The following is a 22,885-nucleotide window of genomic DNA, read 5'->3' as shown; positions in this document are numbered from 1 at the left end:
GCGGCGTCAGACCGCGTTCTGGTGGTGACGCTGCGCTGCGAAGAAGTCTGCCCAGGATTCGACCTCGGGGTGCTGCTTGAGAAGTGCTCGGCGCTGGCGCTCGGTCATGCCTCCCCAGACACCGAACTCCACTCGATTGTCGAGTGCGTCAGCACCGCACTGGAGCATCACAGGGCAATGTCGGCAGATGACCGCGGCTTTGCGCTGTGCAGCGCCTCGCACGAACAGTTCATCGGGATCGACTTCGCGGCACCGTGCCCGGGAAACCCAGGCAATGCGTGCTTCCGCTTGGTCGACGTCGAGCCGGGCCGTCGGGGTGGTCATGTGCATTCAGTTGCCCCTCTACTCTCCGAACACCGCTACGCGGTGTCCGATATTGCGTAGGAGTCGCGCCGTAGCGCTTCCTCTATAACGCAATCTCCCCTGTCAAGGTGTTACCTGCATCACACTGATGTCTCAATCTAGGTAACCTGATGCCCGGGCGCAAGGCGAGGAAAACCTTTTCTGGTACGTACGTGCATAGCTGCACGTCGCGCGGCATGCCGCCGCCCTCAATACGACCGCGGAGGACGGCTGCCCGTACTGTGTACTTCGTGTCGATCCGAAGCACGGTGGCGAAGCTTGTTGGTTGTACCGCCCTCGGCGGCGTTCTCGTGGCAGGGATGCTGTTCCCGGCCGCAGGGGGTTTCGGGTACGTCTCCAACCGCGCCGCCGACACCGTGGACAACAGTTCTGCCGAACTCGTGGAGGGTGTCGTCCCCGCGGTGACGACGATGGTGGACAACGCGGGCAACCCCATCGCCTGGCTGTACGAGCAGCGCAGGTTCGAGGTGCCCAGCGACCAGATCTCCAACGAGATGAAACTTGCGATCGTCTCGATCGAGGACAAGCGCTTCCCGGAACACCGGGGTGTCGACTGGCAGGGCACGATGCGCGCGTTCCTCACCAACACCACGAGCGGTCAGGTCGAGCAGGGTGCATCGACGATCGACCAGCAGTACGTGAAGAACTACATGCTGCACGTCGTCGCCAAGACCGACGCCGAGCGCCGTGCCGCCATCGAAACCACTCCGGCTCGTAAGATCCGTGAGATCCGGATGGCGCTCACACTCGACGAGAAGCTGACCAAGGACGAGATCCTCACCCGGTATCTCAACCTGGTGCCGTTCGGCAACGGTTCCTTCGGAATCCAGGACGCTGCGCAGACGTACTTCGGCATCGACGCCAAGGACCTGAACATCCCGCAGTCCGCGATGCTCGCCGGCATGGTGCAGTCCAGTTCCGCACTGAACCCCTACACCAACTCCGAGGGCGTCCTCGAGCGTCGCAACATCGTTCTCGACACCATGATCGAGAACATTCCCGAGCGTGCCGCGGAGATCCGCGAAGCCAAGCAACTCCCCCTCGGTGTCCTCCCCGAACCCAACACCCTGCCTCGCGGCTGCATCTCCGCAGGTGATCGTGGCTTCTTCTGTGAATACGCGCTGCAGTACCTCGAAAACGCCGGGATCTCGCGCGAGCAGATCGACAAGGGCGGATACGTCATCCGCACCACGCTCGACCCCGAGGTCCAGTCGTCGGTGAAATCGTCGCTCGACAAGTTCACCAGCCCCACCGTCGACGACGTCGCCTCCGTGATGAATGTGATCGAACCCGGCCAGGACACGCACAAGGTCCTCGCGATGGGTTCGAGCCGCACGTACGGCCTCAACGGCGACAACAAGGAAACCGTCCAGCCGCAGCCGTACTCGCTCACCGGTCACGGCGCCGGGTCGATTTTCAAGGTCTTCACCGTCGCCGCGGCGATGGAGCGGGGCCTCGGCACGTCGGCAGTACTCGACGTCCCCAACCGGTACAACGCTCGCGGACTCGGCGACGGTGGTGCCCGCGGTTGCCCGCCGAACTACTACTGCGTCGAGAACGCCGCCCCCTACCCGGCGAGCCTGTCGGTGAGCGATGCGCTCGCCCAGTCACCGAACACCGCGTTCGTGAAGCTGATCGAGGCCACCGGCGTCGAGTCCGTCGTCGACATCTCCGTGCGACTGGGCCTGCGCTCGTACCTGCAGCCCCGCACGTCCGGATTCGGCGACCAGTCGATGTCGGACATGCAGAAGGATCAGCACCTCGGGTCGTACACACTCGGGCCGACCTGGGTCAATCCACTCGAACTGTCGAATGTCGCGGCAACTCTCGCGTCGCACGGCAAGTGGTGCCCCCCGTCGCCTATCGAGGGCGTGTTCGACCGCGAGGGCAAGCCTGTTCCGATCACCCAGGAGGCCTGCGAGCAGGTCGTCGAGCCCGGCCTGGCGGATACCCTCGCCAACGCACTGAGCAAGGACACCTCGGGCGGTGGCACGGCAGCGGGTGCCGCCGGATCCGTGGGATGGAACCTGCCCGTCTCGGCCAAGACAGGTACCACCGAGTCCCACATGTCGTCCGCATTCCTCGGCTTCACCAACCGGTACGCGGGCGTCGTCTACACCTACGGTGACTCCCCCACGCCCGGCCAGATCTGCTCCGGTCCCGTCCGGCCCTGCTACGACGGCAACCTCTTCGGCGGCACCGAGCCGGCGCGAACCTGGTTCTCCGCGATGCTGCCGGTGGCGACACGATTCGGCTCGATCGAACTTCCGCCGGTAGACCCGCGTTACGTGCGCGGTGCCGGCAACGCCCAGGTGCCCGACGTGGCGGGGCTCCCTCGTGAGCGCGCCACGCAGCAGCTTCAGGACGCCGGATTCTCGGTGACGGAGGCGACGGTGAAAGCCGAGCAGCGCGCCGGCACCGTGACGAGCAGTTCCCCCTCGGGTTCGGCCGTCCCGGGCAGCACGGTGACGATCTTCGTCAGTGACGGCTCGGTGCGCGCCGTGCCGTCGGCCAGTGCCACCCCCGCCCGGCCCGACGGCCGGGAGGTGCCCGACACCACCAGCCGTTCCACTCCGGCGCCTATTCCGGGCCGGGAACCGGAGCAATCCGAATCGTCGCCGCCGCCGGACGAAGATTCGTCGGCGACCACCACTCCGAGCAGACCCGACAACTGACCGGTCCCGATAGATCAGGGCGCGACCTCCACGAGGTCGCGCCCTGATTCTCTTCGGTGGAGTGGGCGAAAACTACAGCCGCGAACGGACCGCCGCCGAGAGCCGTTTGCCGTCTGCCTTCCCCGCGGCGATCGCCGTCGCAGCCTTCATGACCTGCCCCATGTTCTTGGGCCCGGGACGCTCACCGATCTCCTCGGCGACCTGCCCGATCGCGGTGTCGACGACGTCGACGAGTTCCGCGTCGGTCAACGGCGTCGGGAGGTATTCGTCGATGATCCGGCCCTCGGCATGCTCTTTGGCGGCGAGTTCACCGCGGCCGTTCTCCGTGTACACCTCGGCTGCTTCGCCGCGCTTCTTGGATTCGCGCGCCAGAACTTTGAGGATGTCCTCGTCGGAGAGTTCGCGAGCTTCCTTACCCGCCACCTCTTCGGTCTGGATCGCGGACAGCATCATGCGGATCGTCGCCGTGCGCAGCTTGTCCTTGTCCTTCATTGCCGCGGTGAGGTCCGCGCGCAGTGTGGATTTGAGCGAGGGAGTGGTGTCGGTCATGGAGGAAACGCTACGCCCGAGACCACGAACACGGCGCGCGGACCGATCGCGGCGGTACCCTGGACGAGTGCCTGATGTTTCTGCTCTTCGCCGCGTCGCAGTCGGCGCCGCCGGAGCTTCTGCCCTCGGCCTCGGCTACGCGACTCTGATCGAACGCAACGCCTTCACTTTGCGAGAGGTGACGGTCCCGGTGCTTGCACCGGGCGCATCGACCCTCCGCGTTCTCCAGATCAGCGACCTGCACATGATGCCCAACCAGCGTCTCAAGCAGAACTGGTTGCGCGAACTCGACTTGCTCGAGCCCGACCTGGTGGTCGACACCGGGGACAACCTGTCCCACCCGCGGTCGGTGCCGGCCGTGGTTCAGGCGCTCGGTGGTCTGCTCGCACGTCCCGGTCTGTTCGTGTTCGGGAGCAACGACTACTTCGGGCCGGTCCCGAAGAACCCGTTCGCGTACTTCGACAAGAACCACGACCGCGTCTACGGCGCGCCGCTGCCGTGGGGCGATCTGCGGGCCGCGTTCACCGAACGCGGTTGGCACGACATGACGCATGTGCGTCGCGACATCGAGGTGGGCGGCGTCCGTATCGCCGTCGCCGGAGTCGACGACCCGCACCTCGAGCGCGACCGGTACGAGACGATCGCCGGCCCGGCAGACCCGTCCGCCGACCTTCGCCTCGGTTTGACGCATTCCCCCGAGCCGCGCGTGCTGGATCGCTTCGCGGCCGACAACTACGACCTGGTGCTCGCCGGTCACACCCACGGCGGTCAGCTGTGCCTCCCGTTCGTCGGCGCGTTGGTCACCAACTGCGGTATCGACCGGTCGCGGGTGAAGGGCCCGTCCCGGTGGGGCTCGCACATGCAGCTGCACGTGTCCGCCGGCCTCGGCACGTCGCCGTTCGTCCCCGCACGGTTCTTCTGCCGTCCGGAGGCCACGCTGCTGACGCTCGTCCCGGCTCCGCGCGAGACCCGGCACCGGGATCTCGACAGCGCGGCCGAAAGCGCACGATCTCACCGCTGACCAGCAGATTTAACCTTCGCCCGAGTCGTGATGTAAGCTAGCCGAGGTTCATCACGGGGTGTGGCGCAGCTTGGTAGCGCGCTTCGTTCGGGACGAAGAGGTCGTGGGTTCGAATCCCGCCACCCCGACTCGTAGAAGGACTCATCAGGGCATCTTCTCCTCACGGAGAAGGTGCCCTGAGTGCATTCCACCCCCTTCGTAGCCGCATACTCGCAGTTTGTTTTGGCGGGTTTTCAAAAACTACGGCTGGAAGCGGGTCATCGTGGTCACGTCCGTACCGCACATCTCGCGGGCGCGATTCATTCTCGACCGCTGCTTCGACGGCGAGCTCATCATGGCTTCCAGCCCCGAGGACATCCCTCTCGTACTGGGCATGGACGTACGCGACCAGACCGCCGGCTACGTGCGCGCCTCTCGCACACGGGGTGCTGAGGTCAGGGCAGCAGACGGTCGAGGAAGTCGTTGCTGAACACGCGATGGGGGTCGTGGCGATCGAACGCCGCCAGGGCGGCGTCCCAGCCCTCGTCGGACGACAAGCCCTCGCGATACATCGCGGGGATGGTGCCGCCGAGGAAACCGGCGTCGCGGTACCCGCCCTCGTTGTCGAAGGCCCACCCCTTCGACCATTCGGATCGGAAGGTCGCGTAGTCGCCCGAGTAGCGGTCGGCCATCCACTGTTCCATCTCGCGGAAGAAGGCGGACAGTCCCGCGGTGCCCGGAATCGACACGACGTTCATCCAGATCGCGGTGTCCCAGTCCGGACGGTCGGGCCGGGGACGCACCGGTGAAAGATTCGGAGCCCCTGCCGAATCGGTGAGGACCTCTGATTGGTCGTCGACACGGCACAACCGGACTTCGAACGGCATGTTGACCGGATACTGCCCGAGCGACGCGTAGTACGTCATCCGCTCGTGCAGCCACGTCGTGAATTCGTGGATGACCTGCGCGATGTTCTCGCGCCGGGTCACCACCACGCCTCCACCGGCGACGACCCGCAACGTGGTGGCACGAAGGTAGAACATCAGGTCTTTCGACCATCCCCACAGATCGCTGGTGTCGGTGGCTACGAGTCCGGCTGCGACGGCGCCGAACTGAGAGGCACCGAACGCGGGGGTGATGGCCTGGTTGCCGCTCGCCACCTGAGCGAGCGCATCGGTCACCGGTTCGGGGATGGAGTCGGAGAACACGTAGGGATAGGGACCGAAGACCTCACGCGACTCTGCCGGTTTCTCCGGACTGACCGACCAGGTCTTGAGCCACGGCGTCTCCGTGAACGGAAACCAGATCGCTTCGACGCGTCCGTGTTGTTCGACGTAGCTTTCGAACGTGCGGCCCGGCGCACCGGGCGGGGCGAAGAGTTCGCGCCACGGCACGTCGGTGGAACTCTGGCAGCGCACGCGGTAGTTCGCGCCGGCCTGCAACGTGACCGAGGTGACGAAGGTTCGTCCGAGGTGCGCGAGCAGGGGCGTGATTTCGGCGTCGGAGCGACGGAACTCGCGCAGTTCGTAAGACCCCGCGGCGTCGTTCCATACAACGGCGGTGAGGGCGAGCACGAGGTTCGACAGCGACCCGAACGACTGGCCGGGAACGACCGTCTCACCCGCGGCGGGGTACGTGGAGCCGTGTGCTCCGATCGACAGCGCACCGGCGATCGAGATATCCCCGATGGCCGGGGAATTCGCCCAGCCGAACCCCTCCTGCTGGAGGGCGCTCAGGATGGCTTCGATGCTCGCGCCGGCGTCGGCGGTGACCGTCGCCGGATCGCCGGTGGGATCGACCGATACAGAATTCAGTTGCGACATGGTGTCCACCAGGACGACCTTCTCGACGTTCTGCCCGGCTTCGAGGGTGAGGGGGCTCCAGCTGTGCATGGAGCCGCGCGGCCGAATCCGGAAGCCGTGGATCCGCGCCCAGTCGGCCAGCCGCACGATGTCCTGGGCGTCACGGGCAGTCGCGGTCCACACTGCGTCGAATTCGATCGTCTTCGCCCAGTTGACGAATCGCTGCTGCGCGAGCGGAATGTCCGCGGGGAAGTTCGGGGGCGCCGCGATGGTCGCGGCCGGATCGCCGAGCGGCACAGCACCCGCGCGGCTCCACCCTGTCCCCATCACGAGCGCGGCGCCGGCCGCGGCACCGAGAAGACCACGGCGACTGAGGATGGGGCCAGAGGCGCGAATGCTCACGGTGGCGAGCTCCGTTCTGTCGGGACGAGCCGGGCTATGGCCTAAAAATAGAACAAGTTCTCTTTTTAGGCCATAGCCCGGCAGCCCGACAGTTCCCCGAGTTCGGACCGCCCGGTTGTGAGGCGGCGCTACCTCGTCAGGACGCGAGGCTAGAACGCGAGACCGGAAGCCTCGAGGGTCTCCATGATGTACTCGGGAGCACCGTCGATGGACCACACGGCAAAAGCCACGGTCGCGAGGGTCAGTGCGGGACCGAGGATCCCCATTTCGAACGGCCCTCCGGCCCTGATCGCGATCATCTTCGGGAGTTTGATCTCCCACCATCGGGAACCTCTCCACGGGACGAACGGTGCAAGGAAGGGAATCCCCTCCTTCGTGATGGCGTCGCCGATACAGTGCGTCACGCATCCCAGCGCCACCGCGACACCGAGCCCGGTCGACCCCACCTCCCCCGGGAACCACCGCCACGTGAGGATCGACAGCACCGCCGCGACAGCCGTGACGGTGAACCACCCGTTCTTCTTCGCCCAGTTACCGAACAACCCCCGCAATGCCAGGCCCAGGGTCACAAAGAGGACCGCGATGACTGCTGCCCGGTCGAATCGCGCGACGAGCAGGGACACCCCCGTACCGAGCAGAGCAGCGAACAGCGCGGTGTGGGTCATCGTGCGGTGCCCCCCACGACGCTTTCCGTCGCGCCGGCCCTTGGTGATCGAGTAGTACCCCAGCGACACCTTGTCGATCCCTCGCGCCGCGACCTGACTGATCGGGCCGAACGAACGCGACACGGTCGATTGCGCCGTGTCGAGGTCGGGTAACAGTGCTGCGCCGGAACAGACGGCCGCGAACGCGAAGGCCTCGGCCGTCGAGGTCGGCCCGCCCCATTCGCGGGGAAGCACATCGGCGACGATGAGGCCGACGAGCGCCCCTGACACTGCATGGGTTGGGCCCATCACCATCTCGCACAACACCTTTCGACGCACGGAATCGAGTCCGGCCCCGGTGGACGAGCCACCGGGGCCGGACTATCAACCTAGCAATCACACCCGACCCACCCGTCACACGGATGTTCGAATGCGCCGAAAGGCAGACGAGGAGCGCTTACGCTCCCGCGCGCACGCCTTCCTCGACCTTCTTGCCGAGTTCCGCGTCGACGTTGCGCCAGTATTCGAAGATGCGCTCGTAGAGTGCCTCCGAGGTCCCGCCCAGCACGTGGCCGATGATGTTGTTCGCCAGCCGGTCGCGCGCCGCGTCGTCCAGAACCTCGCGGACGAGGATGCCGGCCTGAACGAAGTCACCGTCTTCCGGGTGTTCGATGTATCCGGCGCGCACCGCTTCGGTACCGAACGTCCACAGCCCGTCGTCGCCGGCACGCTCGGGATCGGCGTGCGGCCCACCGAAACTGTTCGGCGCGTACACCGGCGTGTCCGGGTCGTTGAACCGGTACGTCATGGTGCCGTCCTGCGAGTAGGAGTCGACGGTGTTCTTCGGTGCATTCACCGGAAGCTGGGCGTGGTTGGCGCCGATCCGGTAGCGATGCGCATCGGCATAGGAGAACACGCGGCCGAGCAGCATCTTGTCGGGCGACAACCCGATTCCGGGAACGACGTTCGAGGGCGCGAACGCCGCCTGCTCGATTTCGGCAAAGAAATTGCGCGGGTTGCGGTTCAAGGTCCAGGTGCCGACCTTGACGAGCGGGTAGTCCTTCTGCGACCAGACCTTGGTGACATCGAACGGGTTGAAACGGTAGGTCTCCGCCTCGGCGACCGGCATGATCTGCACGTGCAGCGTCCAGCTGGGGAAGTCGCCCCGCTCGATCGCGTTGTACAGGTCGGCCCGGTGGAAGTCCGGATCGGTGCCGGCAAGGGTGTCGGCTTCCGCCTGGGTCAGGAACTCGATGCCCTGATCGGTCTTGAAGTGGTACTTCACCCAGAACCGCTCACCGGCGGCGTTGATCCACTGGTACGTGTGCGAACCGAAACCGTCCATGTTCCGCCACGAGCGCGGGATGCCGCGGTCGCCCATGAGCCAGGTCACCTGATGTGCCGACTCCGGCCGCAGGGTCCAGAAGTCCCACTGCATCGTGTGGTCGCGAAGACCCGAGCCACGCAACCGCTTCTGGGAGTGGATGAAGTCCGGGAACTTGATCGGATCCTTGATGAAGAAGACCGGGGTGTTGTTACCGACGATGTCGTAGTTGCCGTCTTCGGTGTAGAACTTCACGGCGAAACCGCGGGGGTCACGCCAGGTGTCGGGACTGCCCTGCTCGCCCGCAACCGTGGAAAAGCGCACGAGCGACTCGGTTTTCGCACCCGGCTGGAAGAGTGCTGCCTTGGTGTACGCGGAAACGTCTTCCGTGACCACCAGTTCGCCGAATGCTCCGCCGCCCTTGGCGTGCACGACACGCTCCGGCACCCGCTCACGGTTGAAGTGTGCGAGCTTTTCGATCAGGTAGTGATCGTGCAGGAGAATCGGCCCTTGGGTTCCCGCGGTGAGCGATTCGTTGTCGCTGGCGACGGGAATACCGACGTCGTTGGTGGTGAACCGGGTGTTCGACATATCAGTGTCCTCCGAATTGCATGCCCGGATTTCGGGTGTGCGTGATCGGCACGGGCCGCGAGAAGCGAGTCCGTGCTGGTGAAGCGATGAAAGATGAGCGGGGGTGCAGGGAACGGCTAGCGGCAGTTCGCGCACAGGCCCCAGAAGGTGACTTCGGCTTCGTCGACGACGAAACCGTGGTCGTCGGATGGGGTCAGGCACGGCGCCGCGCCGACGACGCAGTCGATGTCGACCACCGAACCGCAGTTCCTGCAGACGAGGTGGTGGTGGTTGTCGCCGATGCGCGTCTCGTACCGGGCCGCCGATCCGGCAGGTTCGATTCGCCGGAGCAGTCCGGCACCCACACACGCCTTCAGAACGTCGTATACAGCCTGGGTGGACACGGATCCGAGAGTCTCCCGCACTCGGGCGGCGATGTGGTCGGCATCCGAATGAGGATGCTCGGCAACCGTTCCCAGCACGGCAACTCGCGGAGCCGTCACCCGCAGGCCCGCGGAACGCAGTTGTTCCGTGGGGTCGAAGTGGTGCCCGTCCATTCGTTGCATGGGACCCAGTATGCCCCTTTTCTGGAATTAGTCAAGAAAAGGGGCATACCGGTCTACTTCGCAGGTCCGGTGCTCATCTGTCCGGAGGTGATGACGATGCCGTGGTGGGTTCCCGGACGCAGCCAGCGGCTCAGCGTCGGCCCTTCCGCCTCCACCCCGACACGTGCGTACCGGAACTTGCCCCGCAGTCGTGCGGTCGCGCGAGAGATCGAACCGTCGTCACCGGGCTGTGCGAAGGTGAGGCCACCGATGATCGGCAGTTCCGGGCCGCGCGGGCGAGCCGAGGTCGCGACCTTCCATCCGCCCCCGGCTGCGGAGAAGTCGCCGAGCACATCGCCCGAGAACGTCGCCAGCACCTTCGGCAGTCGCCAGTGCGCCCGGCCGCCGTGCACCGACGGTTCGGAATCGACCGCGATGAACGGCACCGCCATCGCCGGGATCAGTCCCCGTCGTAACACCGGACTGGCCAGGATCTCGCGATAGGGCCCCACCGGGGAATCCAGGTAGTCGACCATCATCGCGAGAGTGATCGGGAGAGTCGGGCCCTCGGGCCCGTATTCCGCGGCGACAGGCGTACTGCGGTGCCACCACAACGTCGCCCGCACCGCTGCCGGCCACGGCGGGGGCGGCGACGTCGGCCATTCGGTGCGCTCGTCTGCGCTCTCAGGCACTTTCCACAGCACGGTCTGCGTCCTTTCGTCGAATCGGATAGATCGGGAGTCGGAGCGCAGCAGGAGCACCGGCAGGGACCGTGGGCTTCACGGGAGGAACCGCCGTCACCGGTTCGTAGGGTGCGCCGAGTGGAGGCCGGGTGTCGTTCGCGCCCTTGTTCGGCCACAACGCCATCGCCCGCTCGGCCTGCGCGGTGATCGTCAGCGACGGGTTGACCCCGAGGTTGGCACTGACGACAGACCCGTCGACGACGTGCAGACCGTCGTGCCCGTAGACACGCAGGTACGGGTCGACGACGCCGCGTTCGGGAGAATCACCGATCGCACAGCCGCCGAGAAAGTGCGCCGTCATCGGGATGTTGACCAGGTCGACGATCGAACCGCCCGGGTCGCCTCCGATCTTCTGCGCGATGCGGCGGATCGCCTCGTGCCCGACCGGAATCCACTCCGGAGGCCGCTCCCCCGGTCCCGGCTTGCTGGTCAGCCCGCGACCGAGCGGGGTGCGCCTGGTCTTCAGTTCGAGGGAGTTGTCGTCCGTCTGCATCACCAGCGCGATCACGGTACGTTCCGACCAGTTCCGCACGGACAGATTCCGCAGGAACGCACCCGGATTCCGGGCCGCGACACCGAAGAATTTCACCAGGCGGGGCACCCGGCCGCCACCGTCGACGAGCATCGCCTGGATCATCCCGATGAGATTGCTTCCCTTGCCGTACCGCACCGGTTCGATGTGGGTGTGATCGTCGGGATGGAACGACGACGTGATCGCCACACCGCCGGTGTAGTCCACGTCGCGATTCCGGGCGGTCGCCGCGAGTACCGCCTCGGAGTTGGTACGCACGACCGTTCCGAGGGTGCTCGACAGATTGGGCAGATCCCCGGTCTCGCGGCTCGCGAGAAGCAGGCGCGCGGTTCCGTAGGTGCCGGCGGCGACGACCACGTGGTCGGCGGTGAACACGGTGCGGCGCTTACGAATGCCGTCGGTGCTCCGGGTGTGGACCTCGTAGCCACCACCGGAGCGGGGAACCACCCGAGTCACCGTGGTCAGTGCGTGGATCACTGCGCCCGCACGTTCCGCGAGGTACAGGTAGTTCTTCACCAGGGTGTTCTTTGCCCCGACCCGGCACCCGGTCATGCAGCTTCCGCATTCGGTGCAGCCGGTGCGCTCGGGTCCGGCACCTCCGAAGTAGGGATCCGCCACGGTCTTGCCGGGCTCGTCGAAGAACACGCCCACCGGCGTGGTCACGAAGGTCTCACCGGCGCCCATCTCCTCGGCGACCTCGCGCATCACCTTGTCGGCGGGAGAGGTGGTGGGGTTCGGGCGCACGCCCAGCATCCGGGCGGCCTGATCGTAGTACGGGGAGAGCTCGGCCTCCCAGTCGTCGATGTGCCCCCACTGAGGGTCCCGGAAGAAGGGTGTGGGCGGCTTGTACAGCGTGTTCGCATAGTTGAGCGAGCCACCGCCGACGCCTGCCCCGGCCATCACCAGGACGTCGGGAAGCAGGTGCATGCGCTGCACTCCGTAACACCCCAGCGCCGGTGCCCACAGGTACTTGCGCAGCCGCCAGCTGGTCTTCGGCAGATCCTCGTCCGAGAAGCGACGGCCCGCTTCGAGAACGCCTACCTTGTAGCCTTTTTCGGTCAGCCGTAACGCGGCGACACTGCCCCCGAAACCGGAGCCGATCACGAGAACGTCGAAGTGGGTCATGCTGTTGCTCCTGCCGCGGCGGTCCGCTGCGTGTAGTTCTCGAGATCGAACTGCTTCGTGCGCGCACGGTAATGCCAGGTGAACGTCGGCCACATCACGGAGTTGCGGCCCTTCTCGTCGATGTACCAGCTACTGCAACCTCCGGCGTTCCAGACCGTCCCCTCGAGGATCGGATCGAGTTCGTCGGTGTAGCGGCGCTGCGCGTCCCCGGTCACTTCGAGGGCGGCGATCCCGCGGGATCGCATGGTGCGCAACGCGTCGGCGATATATGCAGCCTGCGATTCGAGCATGTACACGATCGAGCTGTGTCCGAGGTTGGTGTTGGGTCCGTAGACGAGGAACAGGTTGGGGAACCCGTGTACCGAGATTCCCAGGTGGGCCGCGGGGCTGCCGTCCCACGTCTCGGCGAGTGTGCGACCGTCGGTTCCGCGGATGTGGTGGGCGACGGGAGGTTCGGTCGGCGTGAAGCCGGTACCGAAGATGATGGTGTCCACCGGGTACTCGTTGCCGTCCTTGTCGACGACGCCGTTCTCCGTCACCGCGGTCAGCCCGGACGACACCACGCTCACATCGGACCGCGTGATGGTGGGGAACCACTCGTTGGACAGCAGGATCCGCTTGCAGGTGATCGCGAAATCGGGCGTGAGCCGCTCGCGCAGCGTCGGGTCCTGCACCTGCTTGCGGAGCACCTGCCGGGCGCGGCGCTCGAACAACGGCAGGAGGTATTTGCGGGCGAACGGCTTCGTCATGCCCACGACATAGATTTCCTTCTGCCCGTATACAGCGCCCCGCATGAGCTTCTGGGTGAAGGGGAAGCGGCGGTACAACGACCGGACCGAGCGCGCGATGGCGGGATCGTGCTTGGGCATGACCCACGACGCGGTGCGCTGGAACAGGGTGAGGTGGGCGACGCGATCGACGATCGCGGGAACGAACTGGATGGCCGATGCCCCGGTGCCGATCACCGCGACGCGTTCACCGGCGAGGTCGTGGTCGTGGTCCCATTCGGCGGAGTGGAAGGTCTTGCCCCGGAACAACTCGAGTCCGGGAACCTTCGGGTAGGTGGGCGTCGAGAGGGCACCGGTTGCGGCGACGAGCACGTCTGCGGTGAGGTCGCCGCGGGACGTCGACACCGACCACACTGCGCGGGCGGCGTCCCACTGCGCCTCCCGCAGCTCACATCCGAACACCGTGCGCTGGGTGACACCCTCGTCGCGAGCCACGCGCCGGAGGTAGGCGTAGATCTCTTCCTGGGTGCCGTGGGCACGCGACCAATCGGGTTCGGGCGCGAAGGAGAACGAGTACAGCGCGCTCGGGACGTCGCATGCCGCGCCCGGGTAGGTGTTGGCCCGCCACGTACCGCCTACGTCGTCTCCCCTTTCGAGGACGAGAACATCTGCGGCCGGATCCTGGCGCAGCAAGGTAGCGGCCGTTCCGATTCCGCCGAAGCCGGCGCCCACGACAAGCGTGTGCACGTGGTCGGGGAGCATCGCGAGACTCATTTCGACACCAGGGCCTTCCAAACCGGGAGGAGACGCTCCCGGAACTCTCGATCGGATTCAGGGGTACGCATCAGGGCGGAGACGGCGAAACCTCGCGCCAGTTCTATGGCGAGGTCGATGATGTCGGGACTCACCCGGTCGCCCATGATTTCGAGGCAACCGGTGCGCAGCGCGTCGGACACCTTGCGTTCCAGCGGGATCATCGCTGCGTGGAGCGACGGATCGGTCCGGGCCGCGACCCACAGTTCGAGTGCCGCGTCGAACAACGGTCCGGAGAACGCGTCGAACAATGCCTCGAATCCGTACTCCGGGTCGGGGTCGGATTCGAGGATCTCTTGCAACCGCTTTTCCACCAGATGCTCGATCGCCGCCACGACCAGAGATTCCTTGGTGGGAAAGTGGTGTAACTGTGCGCCACGGGAGACACCGGCACGGGTGGCGATGCCCTGCGTACTGATGCCCGCGTATCCCTGCTCGACCAGGGATTCCACGGCTGCGTCGAGCAGTTTCGCGCGAGTGGCCGCTGTTCGTTGCGCCTGAGTTCGTGTGGCGCCGGACACAGTGTCGTGGATCACGCTACGGATCGTAACGGTAAACCAACAAACAGTCCAGACTGTATGTAAACCCCTTTAGGGACGGTTCAGCGACCGGGCCGTCTCATGGGCAGGTGGTCGATACCCGCCTCGACGCAATTCGGGCCGGTGCGCTCGAAACCCAAGCGGCCGTACCAGTCCTCGAGATATGCCTGTGCCAGGATCTCGACGGGTTGCGGATGGTCGTCGATCACCGACTCGATCAAGCGGGCAGCGAGACCCCTGCCCCGGGCCTGCTTCGCGGTCGCGACCCGCCCGATGTGGATGACCGGTCCGTCGGCGTCGAGGACCCGGAGGGTCGCCACCACATCGTCGCCCTCCTCGACCCAGTAGTGCGTCGTGCCGGGCTCGAGGTCGAGGCCGTCGAGTTCGGGCTCGGACACGATCCCCTGCTCGTACACGAACACTTCCGTGCGCAACCGCACGATGCGGTAGAGGGTCGCCGGTGCGATGCGGTCGAGGGTCGCGGAACGAATGGACGTCACAGCGGCCATCCTAGGTGGGCGCTCACAGCGAACCCTCGGACGAAAAGCAGCGAGTGGACCACCCCTGGGGATGATCCACTCGCTCGAGTACCGAGATGCCGGAGCTCAGACGAGCAACTCCGCGATCTGAATCGTGTTGAGCGCAGCGCCCTTGCGCAGATTGTCGCCCGAGACGAACAGCGCGAGGCCACGGCCATCGGGCACACCCGGGTCCTGGCGGATGCGGCCCACCAGCGAGACGTCGTCACCGGCTGCCGCGAGGGGGGTCGGCACGTCGACGAGCCGGACACCCGGAGCCGCGGCGAGGATCTCCTGCGCACGCTCGACCGACAGGGGCCGCTCGAACTCCGCATTGATCGACAGCGAATGGCCCGTCACGACCGGCACGCGCACGCACGTTCCGGACACGAGCAGATCCGGAAGACCCAGAATCTTGCGCGACTCGTTGCGCAGCTTCTGGTCTTCGTCGGTCTCGCCGGAACCGTCGTCGACGAGCGAACCGGCGAGCGGCAGCACGTTGAACGCGATCGGTGCGACGTACTTGTCGGGTGCCGGGAAATCGACCGCGCCGCCGTCGTGCACCAGCTTCTCCGCGTCGTCGATGACCGCGCGGGCCTGGCCCAGCAGTTCCTCGACACCGGCGATACCGCTGCCGGAGACCGCCTGGTAGCTCGAGACGATCAGACGCTGAAGGCCCGCCTCGTCGTGCAGCGCCTTGAGGACCGGCATCGCGGCCATCGTGGTGCAGTTGGGGTTCGCGATGATGCCCTTCGGCGGGTTCTTCGCCTGCTCGGGGTTGACCTCGCTCACGACGAGGGGAACGTCGGGGTCCTTGCGCCATGCCGACGAGTTGTCGACAACGGTCGCGCCTGCGGCAGCGAAGCGCGGAGCCTGCGCACGGGACAACGTCGCACCGGCGGAGAACAGGGCGATGTCGATGCCCGCAAGGTCCTCGTCGGACGTCGCGGCAGCGTCCTCGACGACGATTTCCTCACCCCGGAAGGGAAGCTTCTTGCCGACCGAGCGAGCCGAGGCGAAGAAACGAACCTTGTCGGCCGGGAAGTTCCGCTCCTCGAGGAGCGTGCGCATGACGATGCCGACCTGTCCGGTGGCACCCACAACAGCAATGGTGGTCATATCTATCGCCCCGTCCCTGCGTGCACGACCGCTTCCTCGGTGCCACCGAGATCGAACGCTGCGTGCAGGGCACGCACCGCTTCGTCGAGTTCGGTGTCGTCGACGAGGACCGAGATGCGGATCTCGGAGGTTGAGATGAGATCGATGTTGATGCCGGCGTCGGCGAGTGCCTCACAGAACTTGGCGGTGACGCCGGGATGGCTCCTCATGCCTGCGCCGACGAGGGAGACCTTGCCGATGTGGTCGTCGAAGAGGACCTGCGTGAAGCCGATCTCTTCCTGCCGCTTGGTGAGCAGTTCGACCGCGCGCGGAGCGTCGGAGGTGGGCAGGGTGAAGGTGATGTCGGTCTTGCCGGTCTCGACCTTCGAGATGTTCTGCAGCACCATGTCGATGTTGATGTCGGCGTCGGCGACCGCACGGAACACCTTGGCGGCGTAGCCGGGGGTGTCCGGCAGACCGACCACGGTGATCTTCGCTTCGCCGCGATCGTGCGCAACGCCGGTGATCAGTGCCTCTTCCACAGGGATGTCCTCCATCGATCCGGACACGATGGTGCCGGGCTTGGTGGTGTACGACGAACGAACGTGCACAGGCACGTTGTAGCGGCGGGCGTATTCGACGCACCGCAGCATCAGGACTTTGGCGCCACTCGCGGCGAGCTCGAGCATCTCCTCGAAGGACACCTTCTCGAGCCGCTGTGCGTCCTTGACGATGCGCGGGTCCGCGGTGAACACACCGTCGACGTCGGTGTAGATCTCGCACACGTCCGCCTCCAGTGCGGCGGCGAGAGCGACAGCGGTCGTGTCGGAGCCACCACGACCGAGGGTCGTGATGTCCTTGCTGTCCTGGCTCACACCCTGGAACCCGGCGACCAGCACGATGCTGCCCTCGTCCAGGGCCGTGCGGACACGACCGGGGGTGACGTCGATGATCTTCGCGTTGCCGTGGCTGCCCGTGGTGATCACGCCGGCCTGCGAGCCGGTGAACGAGCGGGCTTCGGCACCGAGAGAATGGATAGCCATCGCGACCAGGGAGTTCGAGATTCGCTCACCCGACGTGAGGAGCATGTCCATCTCTCGCGCCGGGGGCACCGGGCACACCTGATGAGCGAGGTCGAGCAGTTCGTCCGTGGTGTCACCCATTGCGGACACCACGACCACGACGTCGTTGCCCGCCTTTTTGGTCTCGACGATCCTTTCAGCGACGCGCCGGATCCGCTCGGCCGTCGCGACCGAGGATCCTCCGTACTTCTGGACGACGAGTGCCACGCTGTCGAACCTCCGGGTCTTGGGAACAAGTCCAGGGGCCAAGCTTACCGATGGCTGTGTGGGGGTCGGTCGGGCCCATCGGGAAAGTGTCGTGCGCAACAACGGGCGGTCGCCGTCGGCGTCACGAACCGGCCGCCCGAATGTTCGACCGGTCTACTTCCTCGAGCCTTCGCCGCAGAAACCGGGCCGTTGCCTCGTTGCCCGTGGTCTTCAGTGCGGCGCGGTACGCGTCGGCGGCGTCGGCCCGGCGCCCGGCGCGCCGCAGCAGATCTGCGCGGGCAGGCTCGATCAACCTGCGCAATCGTGGGTCTTCGGGCAGCGCCTCGAGTGCTGCGAGCCCCGCCTCCCACCCGTCCCGGAACCCGAGGGCAACCGCGCGGTTGACCGCCACGACGGGAGATCCCGACAACTCCAGCAGGCGGTCGTACGCACCGACGATGGTGACCCAGTCGGTCGCGTGCCAGGTCGGAGCGCAGGCGTGGACGGCGGCGATCACCGCCTGGGGCAGGTACGGCCCCGCGGAGCCACCCGCGCGATCGAGCGCGTCGAGGCCGTCCCGGATACGGTTCCCGTCCCAGCGCCCGCGATCCTGCTCCTCGAGCGGTCGCACCGCTCCGTCGGCGCCGACTCGCTCGTGACGCCGGCTGTCGTGCAGGAGCATCAGCGCGAGGAGTGCCCACGCCTCCCGCTGGTCGGGCATCAGGTCACACAGCAACCGCCCGAGCCGAATCGCCTCCGCGCACAGGTCCTCTCGGACCGGTGCGTCACCGGATGTCGCGGAATAACCCTCGGTGAAGACCAGGTAGATGCAGGTCGTGACTTGCGGAACACGTTCGGGCAGAAGGTGTTCCGGAGGTGACCGGAACGGTATCCCTGCATCCCGTATCTTCGCCTTCGCGCGGCTGAGACGCCGCGTCACGGCCGACTCGGTCTGCAAGAACGCCCGGGCGATTTCGGCGGCCGTCAGCCCGCACACCAGACGGAGCGTGAGAGCGACTTGGGCGTCGGGCGCGAGCGCCGGGTGACAGCAGGTGAACAGCAACCGCAGTTCGTCGTCACGCACCCGCGGCACCTCGTCGTCGAGCGCCCCCGGTACGTCGCCGCGTCGCACAGCCGCGACCTCCTTTCCGTCGCGGGCCGCCTCCCGGCGGATCCTGTCCAGGGCACGCCGACGCGCAACGGTGGTGATCCACGCGCCGGGATTCGCGGGTTCGCCCCGCTCCGGCCAGGTCCGCAATGCGTCGACGAAGGCGTCCTGAACGGCGTCCTCCGCAAGGGTGAGATCGCCGGTGAATCGCGTCACCGCTGCTACCGCGCGGCCGTGCTCCGCGCGAAACACCCGGGCGACGTCCATGCGGCCACTCCGCTACTCGTCGACCATGCGGCGTAGTTCGACGCATCCCCGGGGGCCCACCGGGATCTGCAGCGCGAGTCCCACTGCGGTGGCGCGATCGGGCGCGGACAACACGTACAGGCCGTTGGCGATCTCGGTGGATTCGGAGAACGGCCCGTCCGTCAGCATCACCTCGCCGCCCTTCGTGCGAACCGTGGTCGCCGAGGCCGGGGGGCGGAGTGCTCCTCCCGCGCGCACCGCCGAGCCGGCCGCTTCCGTGAATCGGGCGTGCGCGGCCGCACCCTCGTCCCAGGCCGGGGTACCCGGATCGTCCGCGCCGCCGGCGGGTTCGCGCAGCAGTGCGAGCCAGCATCCGGCGCTGCGCGGCGTGGAGAACCACTCCACCATCGGCCACAACTCGATGTAGCCGTTGTCCATGTCGGGAATCCGGCGCACAAGGTCGAGTGCGGCATCGACATCGTCCGCCTCGAAGATGTAGAACCCGCCGACGACCTCGTTCGACTCGGCGAACGGACCGTCCGTCACCAGCGGGGTGCCGCCGGTGTTCCTGACGGTCGCCGCTTCGGCCACCGGATGCAGCGCACCGCCGCCGACGATCGCCGGACCGGCGTACGCGTCGAAGACCGCATGATGCGCCACCGATTCCTCGAACTCCGGGGTGCCCGGGATGGAGGCGGGCCCGCTTTCCGGTTCCGCCAGCAACGCCAAGTACTTCATCTCGCTATCCTCTCGTCTCGGAAAGGGGCGGGAAGCCCCTTTGCAAAGACGACGAACAATCGGAGCCCTTTCGGACAAAGCGGGGGCCGGCGGTGCAATGAAGTGTCGTGGCGTTACACTGCTTGGCATGCAGCGCGCGCTTCTCCTCGGCCGCCGCGGCGGGATCTGACCAGACCGGCTTCCCGTCGCGGGGTTTCTACGCGCCGGTCGATATCCTGATCTGGACCCACCGGTCCCACCTCTTTGGAGATACGTCATGTCACCCGCCGACGCTTTCACCTCCGGTTCGCGCACCATCACCCCGCCGAGCAAGCCCGCGCCCGCCGATCAGCCCGCGTGGAACACCCAGAAGAACTCGTCGATGCCGACGTACCGGTACCGGCCGTTCGCCGAGGAAGTCGAGCCGGTCTCGCTGCCCGACCGCACCTGGCCCGACAAGATCATCGACCGCGCGCCCGGCTGGTGCGCAGTCGACCTGCGTGACGGCAACCAGGCGCTCATCGATCCGATGAGCCCGGCCCGCAAGCGGCGGATGTTCGATCTGCTGGTGCGGATGGGCTACAAGGAGATCGAGGTCGGCTTCCCGTCCGCGAGCCAGACCGACTTCGACTTCGTCCGGGAAATCATCGAGGACAATGCAATTCCCGACGACGTCACCATCCAGGTGCTGACGCAGTCTCGTCCCGAGCTGATCCGGCGCACCTTCGAGGCATGTGTCGGTGCACAGAACGTGATCGTGCACTTCTACAACTCCACGTCGATCCTGCAGCGCCGCGTCGTGTTCCGCGCCGACAAGGACGCGGTCAAGAAGATCGCGACCGACGCCGCGGAACTGGTGATCGAGACCGCGAAGGACTACCCCGACACCAACTGGCGGTGGGAGTACTCCCCCGAGTCCTACACCGGCACCGAACTGTCGTACGCCAAGGAAGTGTGTGACGCGGTCGTCGAGACCCTGGGCGCCACCCCCGAGCACCCGGTGATCATCAACCTGCCGGCGACCGTCGAGATGGCCACCCCGAACGTGTACGCCGACTCGATCGAGTGGATGCACCGCAATCTGGCCCGACGCGACTCGATCATCCTGTCGCTGCACCCCCACAACGACCGCGGGACCGGCGTCGCAGCCGCCGAGCTGGGTTACCAGGCCGGCGCCGACCGCATCGAGGGTTGCCTGTTCGGGAACGGCGAACGCACCGGCAACGTATGCCTGGTGACGCTGGGCGTGAACATGTTCAGCCGCGGGGTCGACCCGCAGATCGACTTCTCGAACATCGACGAGATCCGCCGCACCGTCGAGTACTGCAACCAGCTGCCCGTCCCCGAGCGGCACCCGTACGGCGGCGACCTGGTCTACACGGCGTTCTCCGGTAGCCACCAGGACGCGATCAACAAGGGCATGGACGTCATGAAGGCCGACGCCGATGCGGCCGGCTCCGATGTCGACGACATCACGTGGGCCGTGCCGTACCTGCCGATCGACCCGAAGGACGTCGGCCGCAGCTACGAGGCCGTGATCCGCGTCAACTCGCAGTCCGGCAAGGGCGGCATCGCCTACATCATGAAGCACGACCACGGCCTGAATCTGCCGCGTCGCCTGCAGATCGAGTTCTCGCAGTCCGTGCAGGCCGTCACCGACGGGGAAGGCGGCGAAGTCAGCCCCAAGGAGATGTGGGACATCTTCCACGAGGAGTACCTGGCTCCCATCACCCCGCTCGAGCGGATCCGCCAGAAGGTCACGGCTGCGGAGACGGACGAGGGCGAAGACACCATCACCGCGATCCTCAAGGTCAACGGTGTCGAGAAGGAGATCACCGGTACGGGCAACGGCCCGCTGGCCGCCTTCGTCGACGGCCTCGAGTCGCTGGGCTACCGCGTCGCCGTACGCGGATACTCCGAGCACGCCATGTCCGCCGGCGACGACGCGAATGCCGCCGCCTACGTCGAGGCCGACGTGACCCGTCCCGACGGCACCACGACGCTGGTGTGGGGCGTGGGAATCGCCTCGTCCATCACCGTCGCGTCGCTGCGGGCGGTCGTCTCGGCGGTCAACCGCGCCAGCTGATCAGTCGGCCGATTCGGCCGATGTCCCGACCCACGCGGCGGTACTCTGCGGGAAGTTCCCGGGGTACCGCCGCGTGGTCGGTTCGGTACGCATCCCCGGACCACTGAGCTCGTCCTACGAGTAAGGGGATCGCCGTGGAGTTCTGGGACATCATGTGGTACATCATCGTGTGCTTCGCGTTCATCGCGTATCTGATCATGCTGTGGCTGATCATCAGTGATCTGTTCGCCAACCGCGACCAGTCCGGATGGGTGAAGGCGATCTGGATCGTATTCCTTTTCATCTTCCCGCTGCTCACCGGCCTGGTGTACCTGGTGGTCCACGGTCGCGGTATGGCCGAGCGGTCGGCGCGAGAGGCCGCGCAGATCAAATCCGCGCAGGACAACTACATCCGCGAGGTCGCGGGCAAGTCCCCGGCCGACCAGATCGCCGACGCGAAGGCGCTGCTGGACGCCGGCACGATCGACGAGGACGAGTACCGGGTGCTGAAGTCGAAAGCCCTCGCCTGAGTCGCTTCCGTTCGAAAACGATGCCGGTTCACTGCGATCCGAGTACCGCCGCCGCTGCGGCACGAAAGCTCTCCATCACCGCAGCGACGGCGGGTCGCCGTTCCGCACCCGGCCGGGTCACCAGGTCGTAGATCCGTCCCGCGCGAACCCCGGCCAGCGGACGCCGCTCCAGCCGTGGATTCAGGATCGAATACCGTGGCAGGAGAGCCACACCACGACCCGCGACAACCAATTCCTCGATCACGCGGAAGTCGTTGATGCGGTGTATGACCCGTGGCCGTATCCCCGTGACGGCCGCGACGGACAGTAGGACGTCGTCGACCGGAAAACCGCCCCGCACGCTGATCCAGCTCTCCCCGGCGAGGTCGTCGAGTCGCACCTCGGAACGTGCCGCCAGGCGGTGTCCGGGTGCGAGCACGATATCGATCGGCTCCCGCATGAGCGCATCGACGACCACCCGCGGCGCGGTGAGCGGCGCGCCGCGCTCGTCGCGGTGGGTGAGTACCACGTCGTAGTCGGCGAGGAGCCCCGGCACTGCGGACGCGGGCGCGTCCTCGTCGCTGACGTCGAGTTCGACACCGAGCGCGGTTGCCGACGCGAGGACGGCAGGGAGCAGCAACGCGGCTCCCGACGGGAACACCGCCACGCGGACCCGGCCGGTCGGCGACTGCCGGTAGGCCGCCATTTCTGCATCGGCCCGTTCGAGCGCGTCGACGACCTCGTCGGCGCGCAGCACGAGGGCCCTGCCCGCGTCGGTGAATCGCAGGCGCCGGCCGTCGGGTTCGAGCAGTGGCACGCCCGCTTCGCGCGCGAGGATCTTGAGCTGCTGCGACACAGCAGACGGTGTCATCGACAGTGCCGTTGCGGTGGCGGCGACGGTCTCACGGTCTGCGAGTTCGCGCAGGATCCTCAATCTCGCGACATCCATGAAGATATTCTAAATGTAGCGTTCGGAAAGATTCGATTGTTCTGGACGTTTCT

20 protein-coding genes and 1 tRNA gene are annotated in these 22,885 nt (G+C 66.5%); 5 read left to right on the top strand and 16 right to left on the bottom strand.

All coding sequences use genetic code 11. The features are described from left to right. Positions 1-6: 6 nt before the first annotated feature. Positions 7-330 carry a WhiB family transcriptional regulator gene (locus HF886_RS17655; protein ID WP_169653028.1) on the bottom strand — a complete coding sequence of 108 codons (324 nt, stop codon included), beginning with the start codon at positions 328-330 and terminating at the stop codon, positions 7-9. Positions 331-611: 281 nt separating this feature from the next. Here HF886_RS17655 and HF886_RS17650 point away from each other — a divergent pair, with 281 nt between their 5' ends. After that, positions 612-3,038 carry a transglycosylase domain-containing protein gene (locus HF886_RS17650; protein ID WP_169622648.1) on the top strand — a complete coding sequence of 809 codons (2,427 nt, stop codon included), beginning with the start codon at positions 612-614 and terminating at the stop codon, positions 3,036-3,038. 72 nt (positions 3,039-3,110) lie between these two features. On the opposite strand, the gene HF886_RS17645 is transcribed toward HF886_RS17650, so the two are convergent. Further along, the gene (locus tag HF886_RS17645; protein WP_169622629.1) at positions 3,111-3,587 is read right to left on the bottom strand and encodes a GatB/YqeY domain-containing protein; all 477 of its coding nucleotides are present in this window, start codon (positions 3,585-3,587) and stop codon (positions 3,111-3,113) included. Positions 3,588-3,654: 67 nt separating this feature from the next. Here HF886_RS17645 and HF886_RS17640 point away from each other — a divergent pair, with 67 nt between their 5' ends. After that, on the top strand, positions 3,655-4,608 hold the full coding sequence (locus HF886_RS17640; RefSeq protein WP_346765399.1) for a metallophosphoesterase: 954 nt from the start codon (positions 3,655-3,657) through the stop codon (positions 4,606-4,608). 54 nt (positions 4,609-4,662) lie between these two features. After that, positions 4,663-4,736 (top strand) — tRNA-Pro (locus HF886_RS17635). 306 nt (positions 4,737-5,042) lie between these two features. On the opposite strand, the gene HF886_RS17625 is transcribed toward HF886_RS17635, so the two are convergent. From HF886_RS17625 to HF886_RS17565, 13 genes are all read right to left on the bottom strand, one after another. Beyond that, entirely contained in the window at positions 5,043-6,716 is a 1,674-nt protein-coding gene (locus tag HF886_RS17625; protein WP_169653046.1) for a cholesterol oxidase substrate-binding domain-containing protein, read from the bottom strand. A 224-nt stretch (positions 6,717-6,940) separates the two neighbouring features. Continuing rightward, positions 6,941-7,750, bottom strand: a complete 810-nt coding sequence (locus HF886_RS17620; protein WP_169653026.1) for a metal-dependent hydrolase — start codon at positions 7,748-7,750, stop codon at positions 6,941-6,943. Between the two features lie 142 nt (positions 7,751-7,892). Then, positions 7,893-9,350, bottom strand: a complete 1,458-nt coding sequence (locus HF886_RS17615) for a catalase (protein ID WP_169653025.1) — start codon at positions 9,348-9,350, stop codon at positions 7,893-7,895. A 116-nt stretch (positions 9,351-9,466) separates the two neighbouring features. Beyond that, on the bottom strand, positions 9,467-9,886 hold the full coding sequence (locus HF886_RS17610; protein ID WP_206037334.1) for a Fur family transcriptional regulator: 420 nt from the start codon (positions 9,884-9,886) through the stop codon (positions 9,467-9,469). 62 nt (positions 9,887-9,948) lie between these two features. Beyond that, positions 9,949-10,566 carry a hypothetical protein gene (locus HF886_RS17605; protein WP_169622645.1) on the bottom strand — a complete coding sequence of 206 codons (618 nt, stop codon included), beginning with the start codon at positions 10,564-10,566 and terminating at the stop codon, positions 9,949-9,951. Next, positions 10,559-12,274: a GMC family oxidoreductase gene (locus tag HF886_RS17600; protein ID WP_169653024.1), complete on the bottom strand. Its 1,716-nt coding sequence runs from the start codon at positions 12,272-12,274 to the stop codon at positions 10,559-10,561. Before HF886_RS17600 ends, HF886_RS17605 begins: the two co-directional genes overlap by 8 nt. Next, positions 12,271-13,776: an NAD(P)/FAD-dependent oxidoreductase gene (locus tag HF886_RS17595; protein WP_169653023.1), complete on the bottom strand. Its 1,506-nt coding sequence runs from the start codon at positions 13,774-13,776 to the stop codon at positions 12,271-12,273. Before HF886_RS17595 ends, HF886_RS17600 begins: the two co-directional genes overlap by 4 nt. Continuing rightward, a complete protein-coding gene (locus HF886_RS17590; protein WP_169653022.1) occupies positions 13,773-14,351 on the bottom strand; it encodes a TetR/AcrR family transcriptional regulator in 579 nt (192 codons plus the stop codon). The genes HF886_RS17595 and HF886_RS17590 overlap by 4 nt, the downstream gene beginning before the upstream one ends. A gap of 65 nt (positions 14,352-14,416) precedes the next feature. Beyond that, positions 14,417-14,854: a GNAT family N-acetyltransferase gene (locus HF886_RS17585; RefSeq protein ID WP_169653021.1), complete on the bottom strand. Its 438-nt coding sequence runs from the start codon at positions 14,852-14,854 to the stop codon at positions 14,417-14,419. Between the two features lie 105 nt (positions 14,855-14,959). After that, on the bottom strand, positions 14,960-15,991 hold the full coding sequence (locus tag HF886_RS17580; RefSeq protein ID WP_169653020.1) for an aspartate-semialdehyde dehydrogenase: 1,032 nt from the start codon (positions 15,989-15,991) through the stop codon (positions 14,960-14,962). A 2-nt stretch (positions 15,992-15,993) separates the two neighbouring features. Continuing rightward, positions 15,994-17,259: an aspartate kinase gene (locus tag HF886_RS17575; protein ID WP_169622616.1), complete on the bottom strand. Its 1,266-nt coding sequence runs from the start codon at positions 17,257-17,259 to the stop codon at positions 15,994-15,996. Positions 17,260-17,380: 121 nt separating this feature from the next. Beyond that, complete coding sequence (locus HF886_RS17570; protein ID WP_169653019.1) at positions 17,381-18,613, bottom strand: sigma-70 family RNA polymerase sigma factor; 1,233 nt, start codon at positions 18,611-18,613, stop codon at positions 17,381-17,383. A 12-nt stretch (positions 18,614-18,625) separates the two neighbouring features. Beyond that, the gene (locus HF886_RS17565; protein ID WP_169653018.1) at positions 18,626-19,330 is read right to left on the bottom strand and encodes a YciI family protein; all 705 of its coding nucleotides are present in this window, start codon (positions 19,328-19,330) and stop codon (positions 18,626-18,628) included. A 256-nt stretch (positions 19,331-19,586) separates the two neighbouring features. Between HF886_RS17565 and leuA the strand changes: the two genes are divergently transcribed. Beyond that, positions 19,587-21,395, top strand: a complete 1,809-nt coding sequence (leuA, locus tag HF886_RS17560) for a 2-isopropylmalate synthase (RefSeq protein ID WP_169653017.1) — start codon at positions 19,587-19,589, stop codon at positions 21,393-21,395. Between the two features lie 134 nt (positions 21,396-21,529). Further along, positions 21,530-21,904: an SHOCT domain-containing protein gene (locus tag HF886_RS17555; protein WP_169653016.1), complete on the top strand. Its 375-nt coding sequence runs from the start codon at positions 21,530-21,532 to the stop codon at positions 21,902-21,904. 28 nt (positions 21,905-21,932) lie between these two features. On the opposite strand, the gene HF886_RS17550 is transcribed toward HF886_RS17555, so the two are convergent. Beyond that, positions 21,933-22,832 carry a LysR family transcriptional regulator gene (locus tag HF886_RS17550; RefSeq protein WP_169653015.1) on the bottom strand — a complete coding sequence of 300 codons (900 nt, stop codon included), beginning with the start codon at positions 22,830-22,832 and terminating at the stop codon, positions 21,933-21,935. Positions 22,833-22,885 lie beyond the last annotated feature (53 nt).

This window comes from Rhodococcus sp. 105337, assembly GCF_012844225.1.
Lineage (GTDB): Bacteria > Actinomycetota > Actinomycetes > Mycobacteriales > Mycobacteriaceae > Rhodococcus.
The sequence above is the reverse complement of the archived record's forward strand: the minus strand, read 5'-3'. Positions and strand labels throughout refer to the sequence as shown.

What these genes read in the sequence shown, in the direction of transcription:
- HF886_RS17580 (WP_169653020.1), bottom strand. Translation starts at nt 15,991, where the DNA reads ATGACCACCATTGCTGTTGTGGGTGCCACCGGACAGGTCGGCATCGTC.
- HF886_RS17550 (WP_169653015.1), bottom strand. Translation starts at nt 22,832, where the DNA reads ATGGATGTCGCGAGATTGAGGATCCTGCGCGAACTCGCAGACCGTGAG.
- leuA (WP_169653017.1), top strand. Translation starts at nt 19,587, where the DNA reads ATGTCACCCGCCGACGCTTTCACCTCCGGTTCGCGCACCATCACCCCG.
- HF886_RS17570 (WP_169653019.1), bottom strand. Translation starts at nt 18,613, where the DNA reads ATGGACGTCGCCCGGGTGTTTCGCGCGGAGCACGGCCGCGCGGTAGCA.
- HF886_RS17565 (WP_169653018.1), bottom strand. Translation starts at nt 19,330, where the DNA reads ATGAAGTACTTGGCGTTGCTGGCGGAACCGGAAAGCGGGCCCGCCTCC.
- HF886_RS17655 (WP_169653028.1), bottom strand. Translation starts at nt 330, where the DNA reads ATGCACATGACCACCCCGACGGCCCGGCTCGACGTCGACCAAGCGGAA.
- HF886_RS17610 (WP_206037334.1), bottom strand. Translation starts at nt 9,886, where the DNA reads ATGGACGGGCACCACTTCGACCCCACGGAACAACTGCGTTCCGCGGGC.
- HF886_RS17620 (WP_169653026.1), bottom strand. Translation starts at nt 7,750, where the DNA reads ATGGTGATGGGCCCAACCCATGCAGTGTCAGGGGCGCTCGTCGGCCTC.
- HF886_RS17600 (WP_169653024.1), bottom strand. Translation starts at nt 12,274, where the DNA reads ATGACCCACTTCGACGTTCTCGTGATCGGCTCCGGTTTCGGGGGCAGT.
- HF886_RS17595 (WP_169653023.1), bottom strand. Translation starts at nt 13,776, where the DNA reads ATGAGTCTCGCGATGCTCCCCGACCACGTGCACACGCTTGTCGTGGGC.
- HF886_RS17625 (WP_169653046.1), bottom strand. Translation starts at nt 6,716, where the DNA reads ATGGGGACAGGGTGGAGCCGCGCGGGTGCTGTGCCGCTCGGCGATCCG.
- HF886_RS17645 (WP_169622629.1), bottom strand. Translation starts at nt 3,587, where the DNA reads ATGACCGACACCACTCCCTCGCTCAAATCCACACTGCGCGCGGACCTC.
- HF886_RS17615 (WP_169653025.1), bottom strand. Translation starts at nt 9,350, where the DNA reads ATGTCGAACACCCGGTTCACCACCAACGACGTCGGTATTCCCGTCGCC.